21 protein-coding genes are annotated in these 26441 nt (G+C 64.6%); 16 read left to right on the top strand and 5 right to left on the bottom strand.

The window, feature by feature from the left end; translation table 11 throughout:
- Positions 1–15 precede the first annotated feature (15 nt).
- The 6 genes from ACWEFV_RS01125 to ACWEFV_RS01150 all read left to right on the top strand — a co-directional run bounded on the left by ACWEFV_RS01125 (position 16) and on the right by ACWEFV_RS01150 (position 8026).
- A complete protein-coding gene (locus ACWEFV_RS01125; RefSeq protein ID WP_135453632.1) occupies positions 16–1509 on the top strand; it encodes a CoA-acylating methylmalonate-semialdehyde dehydrogenase in 1494 nt (497 codons plus the stop codon).
- 13 nt (positions 1510–1522) lie between these two features.
- Entirely contained in the window at positions 1523–2908 is a 1386-nt protein-coding gene (locus ACWEFV_RS01130; RefSeq protein WP_450068766.1) for an aminotransferase class III-fold pyridoxal phosphate-dependent enzyme, read from the top strand.
- 144 nt (positions 2909–3052) lie between these two features.
- On the top strand, positions 3053–3826 hold the full coding sequence (locus tag ACWEFV_RS01135; RefSeq protein WP_135453634.1) for an HAD-IIA family hydrolase: 774 nt from the start codon (positions 3053–3055) through the stop codon (positions 3824–3826).
- A gap of 1 nt (position 3827) precedes the next feature.
- Positions 3828–5975: a thiamine pyrophosphate-dependent enzyme gene (locus ACWEFV_RS01140; RefSeq protein ID WP_450068767.1), complete on the top strand. Its 2148-nt coding sequence runs from the start codon at positions 3828–3830 to the stop codon at positions 5973–5975.
- A 12-nt stretch (positions 5976–5987) separates the two neighbouring features.
- Complete coding sequence (locus ACWEFV_RS01145; protein WP_450068768.1) at positions 5988–7217, top strand: CoA transferase; 1230 nt, start codon at positions 5988–5990, stop codon at positions 7215–7217.
- A complete protein-coding gene (locus ACWEFV_RS01150; protein WP_450068769.1) occupies positions 7214–8026 on the top strand; it encodes an acyl-CoA thioesterase in 813 nt (270 codons plus the stop codon). The genes ACWEFV_RS01145 and ACWEFV_RS01150 overlap by 4 nt, the downstream gene beginning before the upstream one ends.
- Positions 8027–8029: 3 nt before the next feature.
- Here ACWEFV_RS01150 and ACWEFV_RS01155 read toward each other — a convergent pair whose 3' ends face one another.
- Positions 8030–8896 carry a hypothetical protein gene (locus tag ACWEFV_RS01155; RefSeq protein WP_450068770.1) on the bottom strand — a complete coding sequence of 289 codons (867 nt, stop codon included), beginning with the start codon at positions 8894–8896 and terminating at the stop codon, positions 8030–8032.
- A complete protein-coding gene (locus ACWEFV_RS01160) occupies positions 8893–9915 on the bottom strand; it encodes a hypothetical protein (RefSeq protein WP_450068771.1) in 1023 nt (340 codons plus the stop codon). The genes ACWEFV_RS01155 and ACWEFV_RS01160 overlap by 4 nt, the downstream gene beginning before the upstream one ends.
- 200 nt (positions 9916–10115) lie before the next feature.
- Here ACWEFV_RS01160 and ACWEFV_RS01165 point away from each other — a divergent pair, with 200 nt between their 5' ends.
- The 10 genes from ACWEFV_RS01165 (at position 10116) to ACWEFV_RS01210 (ending at position 22709) form a co-directional block, all read left to right on the top strand.
- Positions 10116–10892 carry a FadR/GntR family transcriptional regulator gene (locus ACWEFV_RS01165; protein WP_418048435.1) on the top strand — a complete coding sequence of 259 codons (777 nt, stop codon included), beginning with the start codon at positions 10116–10118 and terminating at the stop codon, positions 10890–10892.
- Between the two features lie 75 nt (positions 10893–10967).
- Positions 10968–12143, top strand: a complete 1176-nt coding sequence (locus ACWEFV_RS01170; protein WP_450068772.1) for an ABC transporter substrate-binding protein — start codon at positions 10968–10970, stop codon at positions 12141–12143.
- Between the two features lie 532 nt (positions 12144–12675).
- The gene (locus ACWEFV_RS01175) at positions 12676–13884 is read left to right on the top strand and encodes an MCE family protein (RefSeq protein WP_450069249.1); all 1209 of its coding nucleotides are present in this window, start codon (positions 12676–12678) and stop codon (positions 13882–13884) included.
- Positions 13881–14909 (top strand): MCE family protein, encoded by a 1029-nt coding sequence (locus ACWEFV_RS01180; protein ID WP_450068773.1) that lies wholly within the window; start codon positions 13881–13883, stop codon positions 14907–14909. The genes ACWEFV_RS01175 and ACWEFV_RS01180 overlap by 4 nt, the downstream gene beginning before the upstream one ends.
- On the top strand, positions 14909–16006 hold the full coding sequence (locus tag ACWEFV_RS01185) for an MCE family protein (protein WP_450068774.1): 1098 nt from the start codon (positions 14909–14911) through the stop codon (positions 16004–16006). Before ACWEFV_RS01180 ends, ACWEFV_RS01185 begins: the two co-directional genes overlap by 1 nt.
- The gene (locus ACWEFV_RS01190) at positions 16003–17457 is read left to right on the top strand and encodes an MCE family protein (RefSeq protein ID WP_450068775.1); all 1455 of its coding nucleotides are present in this window, start codon (positions 16003–16005) and stop codon (positions 17455–17457) included. The genes ACWEFV_RS01185 and ACWEFV_RS01190 overlap by 4 nt, the downstream gene beginning before the upstream one ends.
- On the top strand, positions 17454–18764 hold the full coding sequence (locus ACWEFV_RS01195) for an MCE family protein (protein ID WP_450068776.1): 1311 nt from the start codon (positions 17454–17456) through the stop codon (positions 18762–18764). Before ACWEFV_RS01190 ends, ACWEFV_RS01195 begins: the two co-directional genes overlap by 4 nt.
- A complete protein-coding gene (locus ACWEFV_RS01200) occupies positions 18765–20363 on the top strand; it encodes an MCE family protein (protein WP_450068777.1) in 1599 nt (532 codons plus the stop codon).
- A 47-nt stretch (positions 20364–20410) separates the two neighbouring features.
- Complete coding sequence (locus tag ACWEFV_RS01205; RefSeq protein WP_450068778.1) at positions 20411–20908, top strand: Rv2253/PknI dimerization domain-containing protein; 498 nt, start codon at positions 20411–20413, stop codon at positions 20906–20908.
- 154 nt (positions 20909–21062) lie between these two features.
- On the top strand, positions 21063–22709 hold the full coding sequence (locus ACWEFV_RS01210; RefSeq protein ID WP_450068779.1) for a GMC family oxidoreductase: 1647 nt from the start codon (positions 21063–21065) through the stop codon (positions 22707–22709).
- Between the two features lies 1 nt (position 22710).
- Here the strand turns inward: ACWEFV_RS01210 and ACWEFV_RS01215 are convergent, their stop codons facing one another.
- Genes ACWEFV_RS01215 through ACWEFV_RS01225 form a run of 3 tightly spaced genes read right to left on the bottom strand, consistent with a single transcriptional unit; the run spans position 22711 to position 26367 of the window.
- Positions 22711–23541 (bottom strand): AAA family ATPase, encoded by an 831-nt coding sequence (locus ACWEFV_RS01215; protein ID WP_450068780.1) that lies wholly within the window; start codon positions 23539–23541, stop codon positions 22711–22713.
- Positions 23516–25231 (bottom strand): VWA domain-containing protein, encoded by a 1716-nt coding sequence (locus tag ACWEFV_RS01220; protein WP_450068781.1) that lies wholly within the window; start codon positions 25229–25231, stop codon positions 23516–23518. The genes ACWEFV_RS01215 and ACWEFV_RS01220 overlap by 26 nt, the downstream gene beginning before the upstream one ends.
- A gap of 5 nt (positions 25232–25236) precedes the next feature.
- Positions 25237–26367: a spirocyclase AveC family protein gene (locus tag ACWEFV_RS01225; RefSeq protein ID WP_450068782.1), complete on the bottom strand. Its 1131-nt coding sequence runs from the start codon at positions 26365–26367 to the stop codon at positions 25237–25239.
- Between the last annotated feature and the right edge of the window lie 74 nt (positions 26368–26441).

Raw genomic sequence — 26441 nt, forward strand, 5'->3', positions numbered from 1 at the left:
GAAGGGTCGGAATCCATGAGCAATGTCATCCAGCACTGGCGCGACGGCAAGGTATTTGCCGGCGCTTCGGCGGCCACGGCCCCGGTTACCAATCCGGCGACAGGCGAGGTCACCGGCGAGGTCGCGCTGGCCAGCGTGGATGACGCGCGTGCGGTGATCGATGCCGCGGTTGCGGCGTTCCCGGCCTGGCGTGACGCGTCGCTGACCAAGCGCACCTCGGTGCTGTTCGCGTTCCGCGAGCTGCTCAACGCCCGCAAGGAAGAACTCGCCGCGATCATCACCAGCGAGCACGGCAAGGTGCTCTCCGATGCGCTCGGCGAGGTGAGCCGCGGTCTGGAGGTCGTCGAGTTCGCTTGCGGTATCCCGAATCTGCTCAAGGGCGGGTTCACCGAGAACGCCTCGACCAACGTCGACGTGCATTCCGTGCTGCAGCCGCTGGGCCCGGTCGGCATCATCTCGCCGTTCAACTTCCCGGCCATGGTGCCGATGTGGTTCTTCCCGATCGCCATCGCTGCGGGCAACACCGTGGTGCTCAAGCCCTCGGAGAAGGATCCCAGCGCCGCGCTGTGGATGGCCCGGTTGTGGGCCGAGGCCGGCCTGCCCGAGGGCGTGTTCAACGTGCTGCAGGGCGACAAGACCGCGGTCGACGAGCTGCTGACCAACCCCAAGATCAAGGCGATCTCCTTCGTTGGGTCCACCCCGATCGCCCAGTACGTCTACGCCACCGCCACCGCGGCCGGCAAGCGCGTACAGGCCCTGGGCGGGGCCAAGAACCACGCGGTGATCCTGCCCGACGCCGATCTGGACCTGGCCGCCGACGCCATGGTCAACGCGGGCTTCGGTTCTGCCGGTGAGCGCTGCATGGCCATCTCGGCCGCCGTCGCCGTCGGCCCGATCGCCGACGAGCTGGTCGCCAAGATCGCCGAGCGCGCCAGCACCATCAAAACCGGTGACGGAACCAAGGATTCGGACATGGGTCCGCTGGTCACCAAGGTTCACCGGGACAAGGTGGCCTCCTACATCGACGCCGGCGAGGCCGACGGTGCCAAGGTCGTGGTTGACGGCCGCACCGTGATCGCCAACGGCGGGGCCGACGGATTCTGGTTGGGCCCGACCCTGCTGGACAACGTCACCCCCGAGATGAGCGTCTACACCGACGAGATCTTCGGCCCGGTGCTGTCGGTGCTGCGGGTGGAGACCTACGACGAGGCTCTTGCGTTGATCAACAACAACCCCTACGGCAACGGCACCGCGATCTTCACCAACGACGGCGGCGCCGCACGGCGCTTCCAGAACGAGGTCGAGGTGGGCATGGTCGGCATCAACGTGCCGATCCCGGTTCCGATGTCCTACTACAGCTTTGGCGGCTGGAAGGCTTCGCTGTTCGGTGACAGCCACGCACACGGCGCCGAAGGCGTGCACTTCTTCACTCGCACCAAGGCCATCACCACCCGCTGGCTTGACCCCAGCCACGGTGGCATCAACCTCGGCTTCCCCGAGAACAAGTGAGAGAATTTCAGCCATGACTGTGACTCAAGAGTCCGCCGTGCTGCCCAACGGGTTGACCGTGGAGGCGGCGAAGGCCGAGGCCGCGCGGGCCTATGAACTCGACCGCGCACACGTGTTCCACTCCTGGTCGGCGCAGGAGGAGATCTCGCCGATGACGATCACCGCCGCGCAGGGCTCCTACGTGTGGGACGGTGACGGCAACCGCTTGCTGGACTTCTCCTGCCAGTTGGTCAACACCAACATCGGCCACCAGCACCCGAAAGTTGTTGCCGCCATTGCCGAGCAGGCCGCCAAGCTGTGCACGGTGGCCCCGCAGTACGCCAATGCGGCCCGCTCGGAGGCGGCCCGGCTGATCGCCGAGCGCACCCCCGGCGATCTGAACAAGGTGTTCTTCACCAACGGCGGCGCCGACGCGGTCGAGCATGCGGTGCGCATGGCCCGTCTGCACACCGGCCGCTACAAGGTGCTGTCGCGGTACCGCGCCTACCACGGCGGCACCGACACCGCGATCAACCTGACCGGTGATCCGCGGCGCTGGCCCAACGACCGCGGCAACGCCGGCGTCGTGCACTTCAACGGGCCGTTCCTGTATCGCTCGTCGTTCTACGCCGAGACCGAGGAACAGGAATCCCAGCGCGCGCTGGAGTACCTCGACAAGCTGATCCAGATGGAGGGCCCGTCCACCATCGCCGCGATCATCCTGGAGTCGATCCCGGGTACTGCCGGCATCATGGTGCCCCCGCCCGGATACATGGCCGGGGTGCGCGAGATCTGCGATCGCTACGGCATCGTGTTCATCGCCGATGAGGTGATGGCGGGATTCGGCCGCAGCGGAAAGTGGTTCTCCATCGACCACTTCGACGTGGTGCCCGATCTGCTCACCTTCGCCAAGGGCGTGAACTCCGGTTACGTGCCGCTCGGTGGTGTGGCGATCAGCCCGGCCATCTACGAGACGTTCGCGCATCGTTCCTACCCGGGTGGGCTGACCTACTCCGGTCATCCGCTGGCCACCGCGGCCGCCGTGGCGACCATCAACGCGATGGCCGACGAGGGCATGGTCGAGAACGCGGCCAAGATCGGTGCCGAGGTGCTGGCGCCGGGCCTGGCCGAGCTGGCCGCCAAGCACCGCAGCGTCGGCGAGGTGCGCGGCGCCGGTGTGTTCTGGGCCGTCGAACTGGTCGCGGATCAGCAGACCCGGGAGCCGTTGGCGCCCTACGGTGGCTCCAGCCCGGCGATGAACGCCGTGATCGGCGCGTGCAAGGCCAACGGCCTGCTGCCGTTCGCCAACTTCAACCGCGTCCACGTGGTGCCGCCGTGCAACGTCTCGGAGCAGGAGGCGCGCGAGGGTCTGGCGATCCTGGACAAGGCGCTCGACGTCGCCGATCAGCACACGAACTGATCTCTGGGGCTGCCCTTCACTGAGACTGCGCTCAGGGACAAGAATCGCGAAAAATCTGTCCCTGAGTGCAGTCTCGGTGTGCGTTTTACACCGCTATTGCCCGGTTGAGCCCTGATCTGTAGCGCGAATTGGGACACTGGACCCGTGCGTTCACCTGCCCAGTGCTGGCTAACCGACATGGACGGCGTCCTGGTGCGCGAAGAATATGCGCTGCCGGGTGCCGCCGAATTCCTGCAGACATTGGCCGACAAGCAGCGGCCGTTTCTGGTGCTGACCAACAACTCGATCTTCACGCCGCGTGATTTGGCCGCCCGTTTGGCGCGCTCGGGCTTGATCGTCCCCGAGGCGTCGATCTGGACGTCGGCCCTGGCGACGGCCGCGTTCCTCGATGATCAGCTGCCGGGCGGCTCGGCCTATGTGATCGGTGAGGCCGGGCTGACCACCGCCCTGCACGAGGCCGGTTACACCCTGACCGACATCGATCCGGACTACGTGGTGTTGGGGGAGACCCGCACGTATTCGTTCGAGGCGATCACCAAAGCCGTCCGGCTGATCCTCGGCGGTGCCCGGTTCATTGCCACGAACCCTGACGTCAGCGGCCCGTCGGCGGAGGGGCCGCTGCCCGCGACCGGGTCGGTGGCCGCGATGATCACCAAGGCCACCGGCCGCGACCCCTACTTCGTCGGCAAGCCCAACCCGATGATGTTCCGCAGCGCGCTCAATCGGATCGAGGCACACTCGGAGAACACCGTGATGGTGGGAGACCGGATGGACACCGATGTGGTGGCCGGGATCGAGGCGGGGCTGGACACCATCTTGGTGCTCACCGGTTCGACGTCGGTCGAGGACATCGAGCGTTATCCGTTCCGGCCCAGCCGGGTGCTGCCGTCGATCGCCGAGGCGATCGAGCTGATCTGAGATGACAATCGAGCCCATCGACTCGTACTTCACCGCGACCGTATCGGCGCTCAGCGCGCCGGGCCCCGGGGGAGTGTCGTCGCTGAACGTGCGGAATCCCTTGGAGCTCTTCGATGCTCAGCTGGGCAGCAGGCACCTGGACCTGGCCGCGCGTTGGCTGCGCTCACAGGGGCAGGGCTTCTACACCATCGGATCCTCCGGGCACGAGGGCAACGCCGCCGTCGCCGCGGCACTGCGCCCCAGCGATCCGGCGCTGCTGCACTACCGGTCGGGCGGCTTCTACCTGGCCCGCGCCGCGCAGGTCGACGGCTCTGATCCACTGCGTGACGTGCTGCTCGGGTTGGTGGCGGCCACCGCCGAACCGATCTCCGGTGGGCGGCACAAGGTGTTCGGCCGTCACGACCTGAACATCATTCCGCAGACCTCCACCATTGCCTCACATCTGCCACGGTCGGTCGGGGTGGCGTTCTCGATCGCCCGCACCCGCAAGCTCGGTGTGACCTGCCCATGGCCGGAGGATGCGGTCACGGTGTGCAGCTTCGGGGACGCCTCGGCCAATCACTCGACGACTGTCGGCGCTGTCAACGCGGCCCTGCACGCCGCTTACCAGGGCCTGCCGATGCCGCTGCTGTTCGTCTGTGAGGACAACGGCATCGGGATCAGCACGCCGACGCCGCGCGGCTGGATCGCCCGCGCCTATGGGGACCGTGCGGGACTGAGGTACTTCGCGGCCGACGGCAGCGACCTTGTCGATGCGTTCGATACCGCACGCGCCGCGGCCGGTTGGGTCCGCCGCGAGCGCAAGCCTGCGTTCCTGCATCTGCGTACGGTGCGATTGATGGGACATGCCGGCACCGACTACGAACAGGCCTACCGGCGGCCCGCCGACATCGTTGCCGACTATGAGCGTGACCCGGTACTCAATACCGCGAGAACACTTGTGGCCCATGGCATCCTGACGCCAGAACAGGTGCTGCGACGCTACGAGGCCAAACGCGCCGAGGTGATCGACCTGGCGGGGGAGCTCTGCCGGTCTGCGCAGCTCGACAGCGCGACGGCGGTGATGCAACCGCTGCGCGAAACGCTCGACGACGCCCGGGCGGTGTCCGTCGCCGCCCCGGGAGAGCCCGGTGGGCCGCCACTGACCCTGGCTCTCGCCATCAACCGGGCCCTCAAGGATGTGCTGGCGCAGCACCCGGAGGCGATCGCGTTCGGTGAGGACATCGCCCGCAAGGGTGGGGTCTACGGGGTGACCCGCGGCCTGCAGGCTGCTGCCGGACCCGCGCGGGTATTCGACACCCTGCTTGACGAACAAACGATTCTCGGCCTGGCCTTGGGAGCGGGTGTCTCGGGCCTGCTGCCGATCCCGGAGATCCAGTACCTGGCCTATCTGCACAACGCCGCCGACCAGATCCGCGGCGAGGGAGCCACGCTGCAGTTCTTCTCCAACCGGCAGTACCGCAACCCGATGGTGGTGCGGATCGCGGGCTACGGCTACCAGAAGGGATTCGGCGGTCATTTCCACAACGACGACTCGATCGCGGCGATCCGCGACATCCCCGGAGTGGTGATCGCCTCGCCGGCCCGGCCCGACGATGCCGCGGCGATGCTGCACACGTGTGTTGCCGCAGCGAAAAGTGCTGGCGTGGTGTGTATTTACCTCGAACCGATCGCGCTGTATCACACCAAGGACCTCTACGAGGACGGCGATCAGCAGTGGCCGGCGCCCTACCCTGGGGAGCCGGTACAAATCGGCCGGGCCCGCACCTACGGCGACGGCACCGATCTGACCATCCTGACGTTCGGGAACGGACTGTGGATGAGCCTTCGGGTGGCCCGTCGGTTGGCCGAGGCCGGCATCGCGGCCCGTGTGGTCGACTTGCGTTGGCTGTCGCCGCTGCCGGTCGAGGACATGCTGCGCGAGGCGGACACGACCGGCCGGGTGCTCATCGTCGATGAGACCCGCCGTACCGGGGGTGTGGGTGAAGGGGTGCTGGCCGAACTGGTCGACCACGGCTTCACCGGCCGGGTGCAGCGGGTGGCCAGTGCCGACAGCTTCATCCCACTGGGCGATGCCGCACTGGAGGTGCTGTTGTCCGAGGACACCATCGAGGGCGCCGCGGTGAAACTGGTCGGTGAACGGGCTTGATAGCTTGACCGAATGGCAGAACCTGTGACGCCGGATCAGACCCGTCCGCTGGCCGGGGTGCGCATCATCGAGATCTCCAGCTTCGTCGCCGTGCCGCTGGCCGGCATGACCCTTGCCCAGTTGGGTGCCGAGGTAGTGCGGGTGGATCCCATCGGGGGAGCTGCCGACTATCACCGCTGGCCGCTCACCGATGGCGGCGACAGCATCTACTGGGCCGGCCTGAACAAGGGCAAGCGCTCGCTGGCCGCCGATATGCGCTCACCTGAGGGACAGCAGCTGGTGCAGCGGCTGATCGCCGAGGCCGGCGTACTCATCACGAATGTGGCTGGACGGCAATGGCATTCGTACGATGTCCTGTCCGCGTTACGCCCCGACCTGATCCACGTCGAGGTGTCGGGGCGCGCCGACGGCGGCACCGGGGTGGATTACACGGTCAACGCCGGGTTGGGCTTCCCGATGGTCACGGGGCCTGCGCAGTTGGCCACCCCGGTCAACCATGTGCTGCCGGCCTGGGATGTGAGCTGCGGGTTGTATGTGGCGCTGGCAGTCAGTGCCGCACTGCGCCACCGCGATTCCACTGGTGCGGGCGCACGGATCAGCATTCCCCTGGAGAACGTCGCACTCGCCACGGCGGGCAATCTCGGATTCCTGACCGAGGTGATGATCAACGGCACCGGCCGCGAACGGCTCGGCAACACCCTGTACGGCACCTACGGGCAGAACTTCACCAGCAGCGACGGCGTCGGCTTCATGCTCGTGGCGCTGACCGGCCGGCATTTCCGCGACCTCACCGAGGTCACCGGGACCACCAAAGCCGTTGCCGCCCTTGCCGAGGCATTCGGGGCCGACTTCAGCGACGAAGGTCAGCGCTACACCCACCGCGACGCCCTGACCGGCCTATTTACTCTCTGGTTCAGCGAGCGCACCGCCGAGGAGATCAGCGCGGCGCTCTCGGGTACCTCGGTGCTGTGGGAGCGGTACCGCAGCTTCGCCGAAGTTGCCGTCAACGAGCGGGTGGTCGCCAACCCGCTGTTCACCCCACTGGAGCAACCCCGCATCGGTACGTACCTGGCACCGGGTCTGCCCGTATCGATCGGTGGGATATACCCGCCCGCGGTCCCCGCGCCCGCACTCGGGGATGACACCACCGCCGTACTGGCCGAACACCTCGGGCTCGGTGCCGACGAGATCGTGGCACTGACCGAATCCGGTACCGTCGCAACGGGTGCCGACGAGCGGTGAGCACCCTGCTGACGCTGTTGGACGTCCGGCCAGATGCTGCCGCCGACGGGGAGGCTTTCACGGGGCAGGCCAGCGGTCCGGCCGGCAAGCGGGCCTACGGCGGTCTGATGGCCGCGCAGAGCCTGGCGGCCGCCTGTCGGACGGTGGGTGATGACCGGGCGCCGACCAACATGCACCTGCAGTTCCTGCGCGGCGGGGACGCCGGAGAAGCCGCCGAGTATCGCGTGCAGCACGTGTACGACGGGCGCACCACCTCGGCCCGGCGCGTCGAATCGTATGAGCACGGCCGCATGCTGACGACGGCGACGGTGTCGTTCGCGACGGCGCTCGCCGGGCCCGAGCACGGGTTGAGTGCGATGCCGCACGATCCTGAGGTGCTGCCGTGTACCGGCCCGCCCGGCCCGGCGCCGTCCCTGCCGCTCGACGAGTTCGACATCCGCATCGCCGACGACGGGGAGGGCGACGAGTTCGTACGCCGGATGTGGTGGCGTGTCACCACCGACCTGCCCGAGGATCCGTTGGTGCACACGCTCATCGCGGTCTACATCACCGACCTGTACGGGATCGATCCGGCATTGGCCGTGCACGGGCACAGCATGCGGTCGCGCAGTCACCGCAGTGGCACGACGGACTCGTCGATCTGGTTTCACCGTCCGGTGCGGGCCGGGGAGTGGAATCTGCTGGAGTCGCGCTCACCCGCTGCCGCGCGAGGCCGCGGCCTGATCACGTCGAGCCTGCTGCGCGCCGACGGCGCGGTCGCCGCGACTCTGGTGCAGGAGGGGCTGGTCGTCGAGCGCGATCCGGCGTGACCGCTACGGTTTCGGCCCCAGGCAGTTGTCCGGACTCCAGTCGTTGAGGTGGCGCACTCCGTGGACTACGTCGACGAAGTGCGGAGCGATGAAAGTCTTCGTGATCGTCATCAGCACCATCAGGACGCCTATCGTGGCGAACCCCGACACGACGGCAGTCCTCAGCGAAGCGCGCTCGCCCGGTAGCCGATCCCAGCGGGTGTAGAACAGCAGCGCCGCGAAATGCCATGAGCCGTAGATGAGTACGTTGAGACCCCACATGCCGACACCGTTGTCGAAGCAGTAGTTGGAGCCCGAGTAGGCGAACGTTTTGCCGAGAGGCATGATGCCGGCCAGGAGTAGGCACAGGACGGCGTGGCGGGTCGGCGAGTCGCGGTGCAGGACCCCGCCGGTGCGGTCCAGCAGTTGGCTGAGCACCCGGTAGAGGGTTCCCAAGATGACGGTGTAGAAGCCGAACACGCTGATGGTCATGGGCAACATGAACAGCGGTACGCCATTGGGATTCCATGCGGTGTTGAATGCGAAGTGGCCGTGCAGCACCTCATACCAGGGGTCGGTGCCGACGAACCCGCCCAACACAGCCCAGATGGTCAGGAAGACACCCATCCGGAAGCCGTACAGCTCGGTGAGTGGGCGCCCGCGGTCTTCGGGGACCCGGAACACCAGCGGCCAGATGAGGGTGCCGAGCGCCATCACGATCGCCTGACCGACCAGTGCGGGGTCATTGGGCCGGTCGTAGCTGAGATTCATCACGGCCAGCCCTTGCAGCGGAACCGTGACGAGAAACCACACCAGATAGATGATCTCGGTGCGCCGCTTGCCGGGATTCGCCGCCAGGAGATGGAACTTGCGCGGTTCTGCCTGGGTCATCGTCCGCGTGCGAGGTCGAAGGACGCCATCACCATGTCGAGGATCTCGGGAGTGAGCAGCGCACCGGCGTGCTCGACCCAGCACCAGCTGCGTTCGGGATCCCTGCCCGACGAACCGGACACCAGACGGCCGAAGTAGTGGATGTAGCTGCCGGACGTGTCGAACGTGAATGTGTATGTGTCCGAACCGATGTTGGCGTCCAGTCTGGTCAGCTTGCGGGCGCCGTCGAACGTCGGCGTTGCGGTGATGTCGTCGTATGCGGTGGTCACTCCGTCGACGACCTGATAGCCGGGGCCGAACGCGACGCCGTCGCGCCCCTGCCAGAAACAGCCGCCGCCCCATGCTCCGTCCGGGTACTCGTGTACCCACGACACCCACATACCCTGCAGGTGCCTGGCGATGGGGAGCTCCGGATACACCAATCCGGGTGGCCCGTAGGCGTAGTCCTGGTGCAGGTAGCCCGAGACGGGTACACCCTCGATGGTCCCGGTGGCGGCCATCAGCTCATGGCGGTAATACACCTGCTCAGTCACACCGCGCTGCTCCGGAACATGGACGGTGAACACGTCGGTGACGTTGGTACCGTGCATTTCCCAGCGCCCGCTCGCATCGTGCCAGTGGAATCCGCCGGCGGCGTCGCGCTCGATGCGTCCGCTGGGATAGCTCAGCGTGACCTTCTCGTCGGCGTCGGCGTCGGCGTCGGCGTCGGCGTCGGTGTCGGCATAGGTCATCGGCTCGAACCAGTCGATGTTCGAGTACTCCGCGAACAGGTGTGGCGGGTCGGGATCGAACGACGCGGGCAGCTTCTTGAAGCCGGTGATTGGTGACACCACATGTGTCATTCCGGCGATGAAGTCATCGGCCCCGCGTAGTCCCCAATATATCTGTCCCGCAGCATCATTGACCACCGCGCCGATCCACATGCCAGCGAGCCCGACATCCGGCGCCGGAGTCCAGTCCCGTCGATAGTGGTCAAGGGTGGGCAGATGCGTTGCCACCGTGAACTCGAAGTTGCTCACTGGACAGCCCCCAAGGGTGAAGTCGATCATGCCGCGGATGTTGTCCCGGCTTCCAGGACCCTATTTAAATATCTAGATATATTCTTTGTAAAGAACGCGGAGCGACACGGGGGCTGACGGCTACTACCCCGATTGGGCCATCGGATAGTTTGGTCGTTGTTCGAGGTGTTGCTCCGAATGATCGGACGGTAGGGAGACGAGTGGCCAAGCCGACTGCGGCGAAGGGTGGAACGTCCGGCGGCTCAGCGTCGGGAAAACCCAAGCAGATTGCCGACGAACTGCGCGACCTCATCATCGCCGGAAGGCTCGATGAGGGGGACCTCCTGGGCACCGAGGCCGAGTTGTTGGAACGCTTCCAGGTGTCGCGTCCGTCATTGCGCGAATCGTTGCGCATCCTGGAGGCCGAAGGTCTGATTTCGGTGCTGCGGGGTGCATTGGGCGGTGTGGTCGTACACCGGCCCGATCAGCGCATGACGGCTCGAGCGGCGGCCCTCGTGATGCAGTCTCGCAGCATCTCGCTGGCCGATGTATTCGAAGCCAGTGCCGTTATCGAACCTGCCTTGGCGCGTATGGTCGCGTTGTCCCGCGGACGTGAACGTGCCGCTGTGCGCCTACGTGAGTTCGTGGTCGAGATGAAGCGCACCGTTCAGGATCCGACAGCCTGCACTACGGCGATGGTTGGTTTTCACAGCGAGATGGTGCAGTTGGCCGGCAACCAGACCCTGATCATCATCTGCGAAATGATCAATGAGGTCATTACCCGTGCGGCAGTGGCTGATGTCCTGACGCGAAGCCAAGGGGAGCCGGTTACGTCGCGGCGTCGCACGATCCGTGAGTTCGAGCAGCTCGTCGATTTGATCGCTGCCGGGGACGGTGACGGAGCTCAATCCCACTGTGCCGCGCACATGGCCCGGGTGCGGCGGGCTCTGCTCGGCGAGCGTGGCAGTTCGACGATCGAGGTAAACCGGCATCGGTGACACAGGTGACGGCGCCCGAAACCTCTACAGGCTTCTCTGGACGCGGGCTTTGATGATGCGTTAGCTTGGATTGATTTGAATTGTCAGACGTATCGCCGGGCCTGCCTGGCACTCGACATGCGGGAGGCACCCGTGGCCGACGTGACCCCGGCACGCATCGGGTTGCTCATCGATTACCTGGACGAGAACGGCAACTACGACGAGAACGTCCTTCCAGCACTGCAACTCGTCGCTGACGAGTATTTGGAGCGTGGAATCCTCGAACGTCCGGTTGAATTCGTCATCCGTGCCGTCCAGGGCCTGCCGGAGGGGTCGTTTCGGGCGGTGCGCGACGCCTTCTTCGAGTTGGTCGAGCAGGACGCGTTGGTGATTTTCGGTCCCTGGGTGTCCGAGAACGGGGTCGCACTGCGCCCGTACGTCGAGGGTCTGGCCCAGGTGCCGATCATCACCATGGCTGCTTCCGAAAGCATGCTTGGCGATTGGGTTTTCGGACTTCCGGCTGGTTCCATGGAGGAGGAACCGATCATCATGGCCACCGTCGCGTCGCTCGATGGGTGCCGCACCGTGGGCCTGGCGTTCGAGGACAGCCTCATTGGCCGCGAGTATCTGCGAACGACGAGGGAGGCCTGCCGAGATGCGGGATTGACGATCACCGCAGAGGTGGCGATTCCTCAAGTTGAAAGCGACAAGCATGCCGCCATGGCTACCTTGGCGCACGGCAAGCCCGACGCGGTCATGCACGTCGGCTTCGGGCTGGGAATCATCGGCATGAATGCTGCACTTCACCACATCGGTTGGATGCCGCCGCGCTATACGACGACCGCATTCGAATTCGCCGCGACCAGTCCGTGGTGGCGTGAGCAACTCGCCGGCTGGATCGGTCTTGACCAGTACGACGAGCGGAATCGGACTGCGCAAGCCTTTCTGGATCGATTCGAGGGCGCCCACGGGCGGCGCCCCGAATACTTCTTCCCCTTGTACTGCTACGACGTTGGCAGGCTGATGATGACCGCGCTCGCCGGTGCTCGGCCCTTGACCGGTCCGGCCGTCAAAGAGGCGTTGGAGCGCATCAAGATGCTGCCCGCGGCGACCGGTGCCCCCGGGACCCGGTTGAGGTTCGGAAAGTTCATCCGGCACGGTTGGGTGGGCAGTGAATTCCTGGTCGCGAGGCGAGTGCTTCCTGACGGCAGCGCGTCAGTCCTGCACGCCACCATCGAGGGCCACGTGCATGACCCTCTGATGCTCCGCTAGTCGCATTTACATCTATATGTATCTTGCGCATCTTCGCGGGTGACGCAAAAAAGTTGTCCGGCAAACAGCGGGCAGCGGTGAGCGGTCCCGCCTGATATCGCAGCGATGAGTGGCCACTTCGGCCCTGTGAACTGCTTGTAAGCGATACATCCTGTGCGTTCGATGCCGTCGGGTCGCTATCGAGGGATGCTCGCGAAGGGTAGACAACGCGTCACGTGCTGCGTTATACCTTTATAGGTATGCGGTCTTCGGTATCCGGATGATCGCACGCGGGACAGATGCGAATCAGCTTGCGGCGATCAGGGGTGGGGGACTCTGGAGCGCGCCGCGGCCTCGATCGGCACCGCGAAAGCATTGCCGCCGAGGTGATGTGGTCGGCCGCCACCACGAGGTGTGGTGGCCAGCCTCCGCAGCAGGCGTGATAGCGGACTTTGGAGGGGGTGAAACGCCGTTGAGCCGACACGGGGATCGATCCGACTTGGCGGAAACGCGGGTGGGCGCGCGAACGCATCCGCGCGCCTCGGCAGCAGCGGTGAACCCGAACTCACGTGCTGGGCGTGACTGGCCGCGTCCGGTGGCAGGGTTGATCACAGTGCTGATCATCGGACTGGCAATCACCATGGTGGCAGTGCTGTTTCGCGGTGATCTGAACTCGGCAGTCCCGGTGACGGTGCTGTCACCCCGAGCGGGACTGGTGATGAACCCGGACGCCAAGGTGAAATTGCGCGGGGTTCAAGTCGGGGCTGTCAAGTCGTTGGAGACCCTGCCCGACGGGCGCGCAGTACTGCATCTGGCGATGGATCCTGCCCAGCTGCAGCAGATTCCGGCCAACGTCGGGGTTGATATCTCGTCGACCACGGTGTTCGGCGCGAAGTATGTCCAGCTCATTGATCCAGCGGATCCATCCCCGCAGGCGATGGTTCCCGGTCAAGTACTCGACGCCTCACGGGTCACGGTCGAAGTGAACACAGTTTTCGAGCAACTCACCGCGGTGCTCTCGACAATCGACCCGGCCAAACTCAACCAGACGTTGGGCGCGATCGCATCGGCCGTCAACGGCCGCGGGCACTCGATCGGTCAAATGCTGGTCGACCTGGACACCTACCTCGCCACCATCGAGCCCGGATTGCCGGCGTTGAGTCACGACTTGGCCACTGCCCCAACCGTGCTCAACACGTATGCCGATGCAGCACCCGATCTGTTGACTGCTGCCGGCAACGCAAGCCGGATCAGCCAGAGCATCGTCGACGAGCAGCACAACCTCGATGCATTTCTGGTGAGCATGATCGGACTCGCCGATGTCGGCAACGACGTCCTGGCGACCAACCGCGCCGCACTGACCGATGCCGTGCATCTGCTGGCGCCGACGACCGATTTGACCGGCCAGTACAACCAAGCCCTGTACTGCCTGATGGGAGGGTTGATCCAAGCCTCCTACATCAAGCAACCTCAGGTACCCGGCGCGATGGTCAATGCCGGGTTCGTCCTGGGCAAGGAGCGCTACCGATACCCGATCGATCTGCCCAAGGTCGCTGCCACCGGTGGCCCACAATGCGTCTCAGGGTTGCCCAACGTGCGCTATCTGTCCCGGCCGCCATTCGTCATCGCAGACGTCGGCACCAACCCCGCTCGATACGGCAACGAAGGCATCCTGTTGAACACCGATGGCCTCAAGCAAACCCTGTTCGGACCACTCGCTGGGCCGCCGAGAAACTCCGCACAAATCGGGCAACCCGGATGAGGCACGCGACGAGCGTCACGGCGGTCAAGTTCGGGGTGTTCGGTGTCGTGATGGCAATACTGACCGCCTGCTTGTTCGTTGTTTTCGGCCAGTACCGGACCGGATCATCGCAGGACTACTCAGCAGTATTTGCCGACGCTTCCAGCCTCAAAAAGGGGGACTCGGTGCGGGTGGCGGGCATCCGAGTCGGCACTGTCACCAGCGTCAAACTACGGCCGGACACCACCGTGCTGGTCAGCTTCGACGCAGATCGAAACGCGGTGCTCACCACCGGAACCAGGGCGATAGTGCGCTACCTCAACCTGACCGGAGACCGCTACCTCGAACTCGCCGCTGCGCCAGGACCCACCACCATCCTGCCCGCCAAAGCCCAGATTCCCACCGAACGCACCGCGCCGGCACTCGACCTCGACTTGCTCCTGGGTGGGCTGCGGCCGGTAACTCAGGGATTGAATCCCGACGACGTCAACGCGCTGACCCAATCGTTGCTTCAGGTCCTGCAAGGGCAGGGCGGTGCCCTGCAATCGCTGCTGGCGGAAACCTCCTCGTTTACCACCGACCTCGCCAACAACGATCAACTCGTTCAGCAACTCATCGACAACCTCACCACTGCAGTGGGCACGCTAGCCAAAGACGGCGAGAAGTTCTCCGGCACGATTGATCGCCTCCAACAGTTCACCAGCCAACTCGCCGCCGACCGCGATCCCATCGGCAACGCAATCACCGCCCTTGACAACGGAACCGCGTCGCTGGCCGACCTGCTCACCCACGCGCGCCCACCATTGGCCGGCACCGTCGACGAACTCAACCGCCTCGCCCCCAACCTGGAGACGCAAAAAGACCACCTCGACGCCGGGCTGCAGCGAATGCCGCACAACTACCGCAAGCTGGCGCGCCTGGGCGCCTACGGCAGCTTCTTCAACTACTACCTGTGCGGCGTGGCAGTGCGAGTCACCGATCTTCAAGGACGCACAGCGGTCTTTCCCTGGATGAAGCAAGAAACGGGAAGGTGCTCGGACAACTGATGCTGAAATACCGTGGACCCCAGCTGATCCGACGCGGCTTCATCGGTGTCGTCGTTATTTTTCTGGTCATTGCCGTCGGGATGCGGAGCCAACAGTTGGTGTCCTGGGCCACCGAGATCCGATACCAGGCCTTGTTCGATCAGGCCGGCGGGTTAACCGTAGGCAACAACGTCACCATGTCGGGAACGAAAGTCGGCACCGTTTCGGGTGTGGAGCTTCACGATGGGCAGGCCCTGGTGACCTTCTCACTCAGCAGTGACATTTCGCTGGGTACACAATCCACCGCCCATATCCGCACCGGTTCGTTGTTGGGACAGCGGGTGCTGACGGTGAACACCGCCGGGCCTGGCCGGATGCGAGCCCTCGACGTCATCCCGTCGACCCGCACCTCATCGCCGTACTCGCTCACCGAAGCCGTGGGCGACCTCACCACCGACATCGCCGGCACCGACACCGACACCCTCAACCAGTCCCTAGATACTCTCTCGGCCACCATCGAGGCGATATCTCCGGAACTGGCATCGACTTTCGACGGCCTGACCCGATTGTCGCGGGCACTCAATGCGCGTAACCAAACGTTGGGTGAGTTGTTCAAACACATCAGCGAGGTCAGCGCGGTCCTGTCCGAGCGCAGCCAACAAGTCAACACGCTCATCCTCGACGGCAACGCATTGCTCGACGTTCTCGCGCAAGTGCGCCAGGGCATTGTTGACCTGCTCGCCAACACCTCGGCGGTGGCCAACCAGCTCACGGACTTGGTGCACGACAACGAGGCTGAACTGGCGCCCACGCTCGACAAACTCAACGCCGTCACCGCGGTGCTGGAGAAGAACCGCGACAACATTGCCAAGGCACTGCCCGGCTTGGCGAAGTACGAGCTGAGCACCGGTGAACTGGTCTCCAGCGGTCCGTACTACCAAGCCCAAATCGCCAACTTGAGCATGCCGCAGCTGTTGCAGCCCTTCTTGGACTATGCCTTCGGACTCCGCAGAGGAGCCAACGCAGGGCAGCCACCGGACAACGCGGGCCCTCGTGCCGAATTTCCGTTCCCGCGCAACGGCATCCCGCAACCACAAGAACGATGGGGACCGCCATGATCGCTCGCCGACGCACCGCGCTGGCCGGTGCACTCATAGCGTTGGCCCTCGCGGCTAGTGCTGTGCTGGTGCACGCCTCGTTCTTCGGCGTCAAAACGGTGACCGCCTACTTCAGCTCTGCCACAGCCATCTACCCGGGCGATGACGTCCGAGTCGCGGGAATCAAAGTCGGGACCATCACCGCCATCGCCCCTGAAGGCGACCAGGTGAAAATGTCGCTGGACATCGACAGTGGCGTGCCCATCCCCGCAGATGCCAAAGCCGTCATCGTCGCTGCCAACTTGCTCGCTGCCCGCTACGTGGAACTCACCCCGGCCTACCGGTCCAGCGACCCCCACGCCAACGGCCCCACCATGGCCGACCACGCCGTCATCCCGATCGATCGCACTGCCGTTCCGGTCGAGTGGGACGAGGTCAAGTCTCAACTGATGCGCCTGGCAACAGAATTGGGGCCAAACAGCCAGGTATCGACTCCAGCGATCGCACGATTCATCGACACCACCGCCAACGCACTCAACGGCAACGGCGACAAACTTCGCGAAACCTTGAACCAGCTGGCCGGCGTCGGGCGCATCCTGGCCGACGGCAGCGGCAACATCGCAGACACCGTCAAAAACCTGCAGACATTGGTCACCGCGCTGCGCGACACCAACCCCCAAATCGTGCAATTCCAGGGCAGGTTCGCCACGTTGACCAGCATCCTCGATGAGAACCGCACCGATCTCGATGCCGCACTGAACAATCTGTCCTCGGCACTCGGTGAAGTCCAACGTTTCATCGCCGGCACCCGTGATAAGACCAGCGAACAAGTCCAGCGGCTGACCAATGTCACCTCCAACCTCGTCGAGCACCGCAAGGACCTCGAACAACTTCTGCATGTGACACCGACCGCGCTCGCCAACGGCTACGCCGACTACAACCCAGACACCGGCACCATTCTCGGCTCGATCTCGTTTACGAACTTCTCCAATCCGGTGCAGTTCGTGTGTGCCGCAATCGGCGCCGTCAAGAACACCACTGCAGCCGAAACCGCGAAACTGTGTGCGCAGTACCTCGGTCCCGGCCTGGACCAGCTCAACTTCAACAACTTGCCGTTCCCGATCAACCCCGCGTTGGCTCCCTCGCCGCGCAACGTCCTCTACACCGATCCCGCGCTGGCACCCGGCGGGACCGGAGGCGCTCCCGTGCCCGCCGAACAGCCTCCATCGGTTTCGGCCTTCACCGGGGCGGGCGACGTGCCTCCTCCTCCAGGTTGGAGCCAACCGCCCGCGCCGCCAGGCCGGTATACACCGCTGCCCGCAGCGCCATCGCCGGCGCTCTATCCCGGCGCACCGCAGCCCACCGCGCCCAGCGTCGAGAACCTGCTACTACCTTCTCCCGCGCTGCAACCGCCACCTTTGCCCGAGCAACCTGGGCCCGTGCCACCCATCGAAGGGACGCCCCCATCATGACCGTTCGGCATCCCGCGGGAGTGAGCGTGGCGGTGATCGCCGCTACGGTGCTCACGTTGTCGGGTTGTGAATTCAACGGAGTGAACTCCCTGCCGCTGCCCGGCACCGTCGGACACGAACCCGGGGCCACCGTCTACCACGTGGAGATCGCCAACGTGGGCACGCTGGAGTCGAATTCACCGGTCATGATGAACGACGTCGTTGTCGGAAGTGTCGGTGCGATGACGCTCCGCGACCAGCACGCCGACGTCGAAGTCCGGCTGCAAAGCGGAGCCAAAGTCCCAGCCAACGTGGTCGCCACCGTCGGGCAGACCAGCTTGCTGGGATCACAGCACCTGGCGCTGGACCCGCCGCCCGGGCAGTCACCGGTGGGACACATCGCACCTGGGTCCACCATTGCGCTGAACCAATCATCGACCTACCCCTCGACCGAGCAGACGTTGTCCTCACTGTCAGCGGTGGTCAACGGCGGAGGCCTGGGCCAGCTCGGGGACATCGTGCACAATTTCAATGCGGCATTGTCCGGCCGCCAGGACGCTATCCGCGACCTCATCACCCGCCTCGACAAGTTCGTCGGCGTGTTGGACCGTCAACGCGGAGATCTGATCGCCTCGATCGATGCCCTTGGGCGACTGGCCGGCACATTCTCCGGACAGCACGAGGTGATCACCGAGACGCTGCGCACACTTCCCTCCGCGCTCGATGTGCTCCTGGCCGAGAAGCCACGCATCATCATCGCCCTCGACAAGTTGCGGGTCTTCAGCAATACCGCTACCGCGCTGATCAACGACACCCAGGCCGACCTGATGAAGAACCTGCAAAACCTCCAGCCCACCGTTCGTGCACTGGCCGATGCCGGCCCGGGCATCGTCGACGGCCTGATGTACGCCACAGTCTTTCCATACGGCCAGAACGTGATTGACCGCGGCCTCAAAGGTGACTACATGAACCTGTTCGCCGTGGCTGACCTGACCGTTCCGCGCCTCAAACGCGGCCTGTTCCTGGGAACCCGCTGGGGTATGGATGGAGCAGTACTGGCGCCGGCCCCCGGAGACCCCGGCTATGACTGGTACTACACCAACAATCCGCTCGGCGCGCCGCTAGCGGTGCCGCCGGAAGGCACCGAGTTTGCCCCTCCGCCCCCGCCAGCCGGGCCACCGGTGATCCTTCCCGGTGGGCCCGTCCCACCCGCAGCCGCTCCACCCTCGAGTGCACCGCTGGGATCACCGCCACCGGCGGCGCCCGTGCCCCCCGAACCGCCAAGTGAGGATTCACCCCTGCCCTCAGCAGATGAGGGGGGCCGCTGAATGCTCACTCGGTTGGTCCGGATTCAGTTGGTGCTCTTCGCGATCGGCTCGATCGCGGGTCTGGTCACCATGGTGGTGGTCTACATGCAGGCGCCGACGCTGCTGGGTATGGGACGTATCACCGTGACAGTGGAGCTGCCGGGAACCGGTGGGCTGTACCGCTTTTCCAACGTGACCTACCGCGGTGTGCAGGTCGGCAAGGTGACGGCGATCTCGCTCATCCCGCGCGGTGCCAAAGCGACCCTGTCGCTGGATGCCTCACCAAAAATCCCCGCAAAACTGAAGGCTGACGTGCGCAGCGTATCGGCGATCGGCGAGCAATACCTCGACCTGAAACCCATCTCGGACGCGCCGCCGTACCTGCACGACGGTTCGACGATCGCCAAGGCTGACACAACCATTCCGCAACAAGTCGGGCCACTGCTAGACCAAACCAGCACGCTGATCAAAAGCATCCCCAAAGACAAACTCGGACTGCTGCTCGACGAAAGCTTCAAGGCGTTCAACGGCGCCGGCTACGACCTGGGATCCCTGATGGACGCATCGGCCAAAGTCTCGGCCGGCCTGAACGATGTGCGCGACCCCACCAGAGCCCTCATCGAGGACTCCGCGCCGCTACTCGATTCGCAGGCCGCTGCCACCAACGACCTGCGGACTTGGGTGCGCAGCCTGGCCAACATCACCACAACGCTGGTAGATGACGATCAACAGATCAGGAAGGTGCTCAGCGATGGACCGGCATCGATCAACGAAGCATCCCGGCTCTTCGAACAGGTCAAGCCGACACTGCCGGTGCTGCTGGCCAACCTGACCTCGATCGGACAGATTCTGGTCACCTACCGCCCCGGCCTCGAACAAATCCTGGTGTTACTGCCACCTTTCGTCGCCAACATCATCTCGGCCGCACCCGATCACAATCCGACCGGGCTGGGGCAAGGTGATTTCACCATGTCATTCGGGGACCCACCGTCATGCACCGTTGGGTTCCTCCCGCCCAGCCAATGGCGCTCTCCGGAAGACACCTCCGAAGTGGACACCCCTGATGGCCTCTACTGCAAACTGCCCCAAGACTCACCGCTGGCGGTACGCGGGGCGCGAAACTATCCCTGCATGAACAAGCCAGGAAAGCGGGCCCCGACGGCCGAAATCTGCAACAGTGACAAGCCGTTTGTACCCCTGGCGATGCGCCAACACCTCACAGGCCCTTACCCACTGGACCCCAACCTGATCGCCCAAGGTGTGCCGCCCGACGCCAGGGTCGCCAACGACGACCACATCTTAGGCCCGACCAACGGCACCCCCATGCCGCCGCCGGCCGCGCAAGACCCTGCCCCTGGCGGACCCATCCAAATCCCGCCACCTACAGCACCGCCCAATCCCACGCCGCCACCACCCGAAACTGACGCCACGGTACCGGCAGCACCAAGCGCATTCGGCGGCAACAACACTCACGCAGAGCCCGCGGTCGTCTTCGCGCACTACGATCCGAATTCCGGACGCTACGTCTCACCTGACGGCCAGACCTATCAGCAGGCCAACCTCGTTGCCTCACGGCGGGCAGCGAACTGGAAAGACCTCGTGATGGAGGATCATCCATGACATCGACGCGAACCGTAAGACGGCAACCAGCGGCCACTGCACTGCCAATGCTCGTTCTGATCGCTGCGGCGACCGTGGCGGCATTGACCAGCGCTCCGAGCGCGACCGCTGCATTCTGCGACCCCACACTCAACGGCGCCTACCGTGCAGTGTCCGACGGGACATGGGCGAAAACCAACGAGATCTTTCACGACGAAGCCACCGTGACCAGCACCTGGACGGTCAGTACCACATGCAGCTCCGAAACATACGACTGTGCAGGCGAAGTGAGCAGCAGCCAAGGGTGGGACGCCCCGATCCGATGCGACTCAGCCGGGCTATGGTCAGTGCGGAGACACCTCGACCAGTGGGAGCCGTGCCACGACGGCACCGCTGCGCCAGCCGATCAGCTGCTGTACTTTTCGCCTGACCTGTCGGGATCGCCGAGTTTCGATGAGGTGAGTTCGTTCTCCGGTTGGGACCGCACCGTAGGCATCAGCGGTGGCTGCGGAATCAACCGGCCGCTGGTCATCGAGATGCCATTCCAACTCACCCGCATTCAATGACGCGCGAGGAACTGTCGCCGCGAACCGAAACCAGCGTAGCGTCCTGTGCCGGAGGGCATCTGGCTCCTCCGGCCGGAGGGTGGCACCGAATGAGCTACTGTCAGTACATATTTCACAAAACGAAGTAACACTGGGCCAGTGAAAGGTCTTGAGAATGAAGCGAGTACCGGTGACCAAGGATTCGGCAGGGTTGAAGTCAGCGGACTATGTGGTCGTGGGATCAGGTAGTGCAGGTGCCATCGTGGCGCGACGACTGGCCGACAGCGGCGCGACCGTCATCCTGATCGAGTCGGGCCGCCGGCGGCGTGGCCCGCTGGTCACCGTTCCCGGCATGTGCGGAGCCATCCACGCCGTCACACCGCTTCAACGGCTGGTCACCTGGCCCGCGTACAGCGTTCCGCAACGACATATGAAGGGCCGCACCCTGCCCCAGTCGCATGGCCGGATCCTCGGCGGCGGCAGCGCGATCAACGGGATGGCCTTTGTGCGCGGAAACCGGCAGAACTACGACGACTGGGCCACTGGTGGAGCGAAAGGCTGGGCGTTCTCAGAGGTTCTGCCCTCGTTCCGCAGGCTGGAGAGTTTCGAGGACGGTCCCAGCGAGCTGCGCGGCGGACATGGCCCCATCGCCGTCGAACGCGCCACGGGGTTGGCGAGCATCACCGAAAGCTACATGGTCGCACTCGCGGAAACCGCCGGAGTCGGCATCAACAACGACTACAACGGCGTGCAGCAGACCGGGGTAGCGCCGCTACAGCAGAGCGCGGGTGCGGGCCGAAGAGTGGGTACCGATCGCGGGTACCTATCGGACGCGCCCCGGAATCTGCGTGTACTCACCGGTGTCACTGCCACCCGGGTGATCACGGAAGCCGGGCGCGCAACGGGCGTGGAGCTGGTCACCGGCCGCAACCGGAGACCGATCGGCCCAGTACACGCGAACCGCGAGGTGATCGTCAGCGCAGGTTCCCTCGGTTCACCGCGGCTTCTGATGCTCTCGGGCATCGGCCATGCGGCACACTTGCGTGACCATGGGATCAAGGTGATCGCCGACCTGCCCGTCGGTGACAATCTGCACGATCACTTGTTCGTGCCGATGTCCTATCAGGCTCGTGGCGGGCGCAGCGCATCACCGCTGAGTTTCGCCGGCGCGGCGGTACGTGAATGTGTGCGCCCGCGGTCGACGTACCTGGCGCACACCCTGTTTGAAGCGGTGGCGTTCCTCGACAGCGGCGTAGGAACGGGCACTGACGTTCCGGACTTGCAAATGTTCATTCTTCCGATGAGCTATCCGGAGAATCAGGACAGCCCGGGTCTGCACTTGGCCGCCGAGTCCTCGTCTTCACTGACGCTCATGCCGACGATGATTTATCCCGAGAGCCGGGGAAGCGTGCGCTTGGCGTCGGCTGACCCGTTCACTGCTCCGCTGATCGATCCCAACTACCTGGCTGAGCCCCGGGACGTATCGACATTGGTGGCCGGCATGGAGCTGGTCCGAGAAACGTTGACTCACCAGGCGATAGCGCGGGAGGTTGGCTGCGAGGTACTGCCTGGTTCGAATCACACCGGCGCTGACCTGACCGACTTTGTGCGCCGAAACGCCTCGGGTGTGTATCACCCGGTCGGGACCTGCCGGATGGGAACCGACGAACGCGCCGTCGTCGATCCCGAGCTACGGGTCCGGGGAGTGGAAGGGTTACGAGTCGTCGATGCGTCGATCATGCCGAGCATCGTCGGCGGCAACACCAATGCTGCGGCGATGATGATCGGAGAACGGGCCGCCGAACTGATCACCGGCGGCTGATTCAGTCGCGAGGTTGGCCCGCCAGATAAACCTCGAGCAACTGCCGAAGGCTTGCGCCCACGGCGTGGTCGTCGGTCAGTGGCGCGACGATGGCAGCCTCGGCAGCCTCACGCACCGACAGGCCGGCCTGGGTAAGGCGGGCTGCGGCAATCAGCACGCGGGTCGAGGCAACCTCTCTGAGCCCGGCACCGTCAAGACGGCGGATCGCCTGGGCAAGCCGGACTAGATCCTCGGCGACGTGGGCACCGATGCCGCTTTCACGCTGCACGATGATCCGTTCAACATCTTGTTCTGGATAGTCGAATTCGATGGCGACCATGCGCTGGCGGGTGGAATCTTTGAGATCTTTGAGAACGCTCTGGTAGCCCGGATTGTAGGAGACGACCAGGCAGAATTCTGCTGCAGCGGTGAGTGTTTCACCAAGTCGTTCGATCGGCAGTGTGCGGCGGTGATCGGCGAGGGGATGAAGCACCACTGTGGTGTCCTGTCGGGCCTCGACCACCTCATCGAGATAACAGATCGCGCCTTCGCGAACCGCGCGCGTCAGCGGGCCGTCGACCCATTCGGTTTCCCCGCCACGTAACAAGAACCGCCCGACAAGGTCGGCGGTGGTGAGGTCGTCGTGGCACGCCACGGTGATCAGCGGCCGTCCCATCTCATGAGCCATCGCCTCGACGAAGCGTGTCTTGCCGCACCCGGTCGGTCCCTTTAGCAATACGGGCAGTTGTTGTTGGAAGGCGGCCGCGAACACTCGTTCTTCATTGCCGACGGCGTGGTAGAACGGACGCGTCACGGCGCGGGATGTGTCAACGGCAGCGTTGGGTGTCGGCATCAGATCGATGGTCCTTTCGGTGTCCTGACTGGTGTCGGCGGACTTCGGCGGTGCGCAGAGCCGCTTGACAGAGGCTGGCGATGACCGGTGCCAGCTGATCGGGCCGGGGGACCGCGGCGTGGGCCGCGGTGCCGAAGACGAGTCGTAAATCTTCTGAGGGCGCGGTGGTGCCCACCGTCAGGCACAGACACCCGGTACCGCGGCTGCGTACTTCGGCGAGTGCCTTTCGAACGTCTCGCGCGCCGTGATCCAGGTCGTAGCCGTGATCGAACGCCAGGCCGTCCGAGACCACGATCAGCAGGCGTCGGGTGGTGCCCCCACCTTGGTCGATGATGCTGGCGCCGTGCCGGATCGCAGCACCCAATCGTGAGTACCCACAAGGTTCTAATTGGTGCAGGCGAGCGAGCAGAGAACGTTCGTTGTACTCGGCAAACGTCTTCAACGTAGTCAGCCGGACGTTATGCCGTCCGTGTGAGGAAAAGCCGTACACGGCAATGCGATCACCTAGCCGCTGCATGGTCGTGGCCAGTGCGGCAACCGCGATCCGTTGATGATCGTGGATCCGGACTCGCCCGACGCCGGGCTCGGCGGTTGACCCCGAGATATCGAGGAGGATCAGCGTCGACAGATCACGACGATCGCGGCCCGTCGCGAGATAGAACGCTCCGTCAGATTCCTGTGTAGTGAGTGCGCGGATCCGGTCCTCGACGGCGGCGTCGAGGTCGATGTCGTCTCCGTAGGGCTGCCGACGGCGGATCCCGAAATCGGTCCCCAGCCGAGACAGTGGTCTTCGCATACCTAGATCAGCGTTCGCCATCGAACCTTGTGGGCGGTCATCGGGTTCTACGACGCGCACAGTGCACCACTCGGGCCGGTAGCGTCCGCTCCTTGAATCCCACTCCGGGTACCGAAACCCTCTGCCAGATGGCGATGTAACGGGATCGTCCGCGACCTTGGTCCCGATCACCGCGGTGGAGCGCGCACGCCCCGCTGCACCCAGCTGCGACATCGAACGTCCCCCGACGGGCCCGTCCGTACCGGCCAGGCCCGCCCCCCGCAACAATGCGCGCAGGAGACGCCCCATCAGTAGCGAGCCGTTTCCGGCGGAGAAGAAGAAACCGTCGTCGGGCATCCGAATCGGCGGCACGGGCTGCGTCGCCCCTTCGGCGGCGGCGCTGCGCTCGTCTGAGTCGTTGGACTCGGGAGTTGCCGTACCAATGGTCAGCGCCGCCAGTACCTGGCGTGGCCGAAGTACTCCCAGATACAGACCGGACTCCGGAATGGCGGTCCGGGTGCGTGCGAAGGCCAATGAGGCTGCCGGTGAGTCGCTGAGCCGTGCGATGTCGTCGCGAATCATATAGGCGAGTGACCGCGGCAGAAGATCTCGCAGTTCGGCGACGGCCCGCGGACCCTCAATTTTCAGAAATCTGCGGCGTAATCGACTGTGCCACAGCATGGATCGCATCAGCTTGGACGAAAGGCTGCCCGCGCCGATCAGTGCTGAGTGCACCACCACCGCCTCGATGGCCTTTCGCGAATCCTCGCTGGGGTCGAGCGTGATCGTGTGGCCGTCGGACCACGCCTGCTTGCCCGGTCCGCCGCCGACGACCTCGACCGGCCGGCCGGCGACCGCCGATGCCAGCATGTTGTGCACGTGCGGCGCGCCGCCATGGCCTGGCTCCGCCGCCACGGCAGTCACTGGGGATTGCAGCGGTAGGACTCCACGGTGATATCGGTAGGCCGGCCGTCGGGTTGCCCGATCTGCCACGTGCTGCCTTTCCCGGCCGCGAATGGTCCTGGGGCGCCCTGAGATTGGTAGTAACCGCGTGGATCCCACGTCTTGGCCTCTGGGTAGGGCCACGGGCAGGCGACGGTGGAGGCCGCTCCCGTCGTACGTGCCAGCCAGAACGCCGAGCTGAAACTCATCATGGCGACGTTCAGGACGATCGCCATCACCAGAAACGTCGCCAGCTTGGGTCGACGATTGTGCAAGGGCAGTCGTTGGGCGATCTTGTCGGCCTGCGATTTTCCGGTGTCGTCCCGATACAACAGAATCGACGCCGGGATCATGATGACCGTGATGAGCACGCTGGCCATCAACAACGGGAACTGACTGTTCTTGCCCACGTCGATAGAGCCGAATTCGACCACGTGGCTATAGGTGAGGAACTGGGTGCGTGTGAGCAGGATCTCTTGGGCGGCATCCCAAATCACGCCGATGACGAATGTCAGCACAGCTATCGAAATCAGTGGGTGGCGCCAAACGAACGCGTCAGGGCCTCGACGTTGCTGAAGTGTCCGCAGGATCGGCATGGCAAGGAAATAGGGGAGCAGGACATATGGTGCATAGATCACTGACGTCAACGGTTCGATCACCGGAGAGATGTTGAGCCACGGCCAATCTCGGGGGAAGTGCCACAGGTCCGGGTTGTACACCAGGCCGATCGCCCAGTTGTTGATCGGGTCCCACCAGAAAAGCGTGCTGGACGCGAGGATCATCAGGATGATCGGATGCCCGGGATGCCGCCTCCAAACCACCACCGAAGCAACGACCGTGACGGCGAGGAGCAGTGCGCCCAATATCTGCCCCCACAAGACGAAATCGATGCTGGACCACAGTGGTTGCACCGGAGATGGTTTGCCTGCGCCCGCTGGATTCGCGTTCTCGGGCGAGGCCGGCCCATCCTTCTCCGCGGTCACCAGAATGACGACCGCCACCGCAGCGACCATCACCCAACAGATGAAGGCCTTCCAGGACAGCGGCGCACGCAAGCGTCCGTCATGGTCGGCTACCGAAGGTTGGTCAACACGAGTTGATGGCTTCATTGCACTCCGCACTGTTTCCCGAGACAGGTGACGCGCGAGGTTTACCCCGCCCGAGTAAGACAGTAGCGCACATA

This window comes from Mycobacterium sp. NPDC004974 (genome assembly GCF_053600815.1).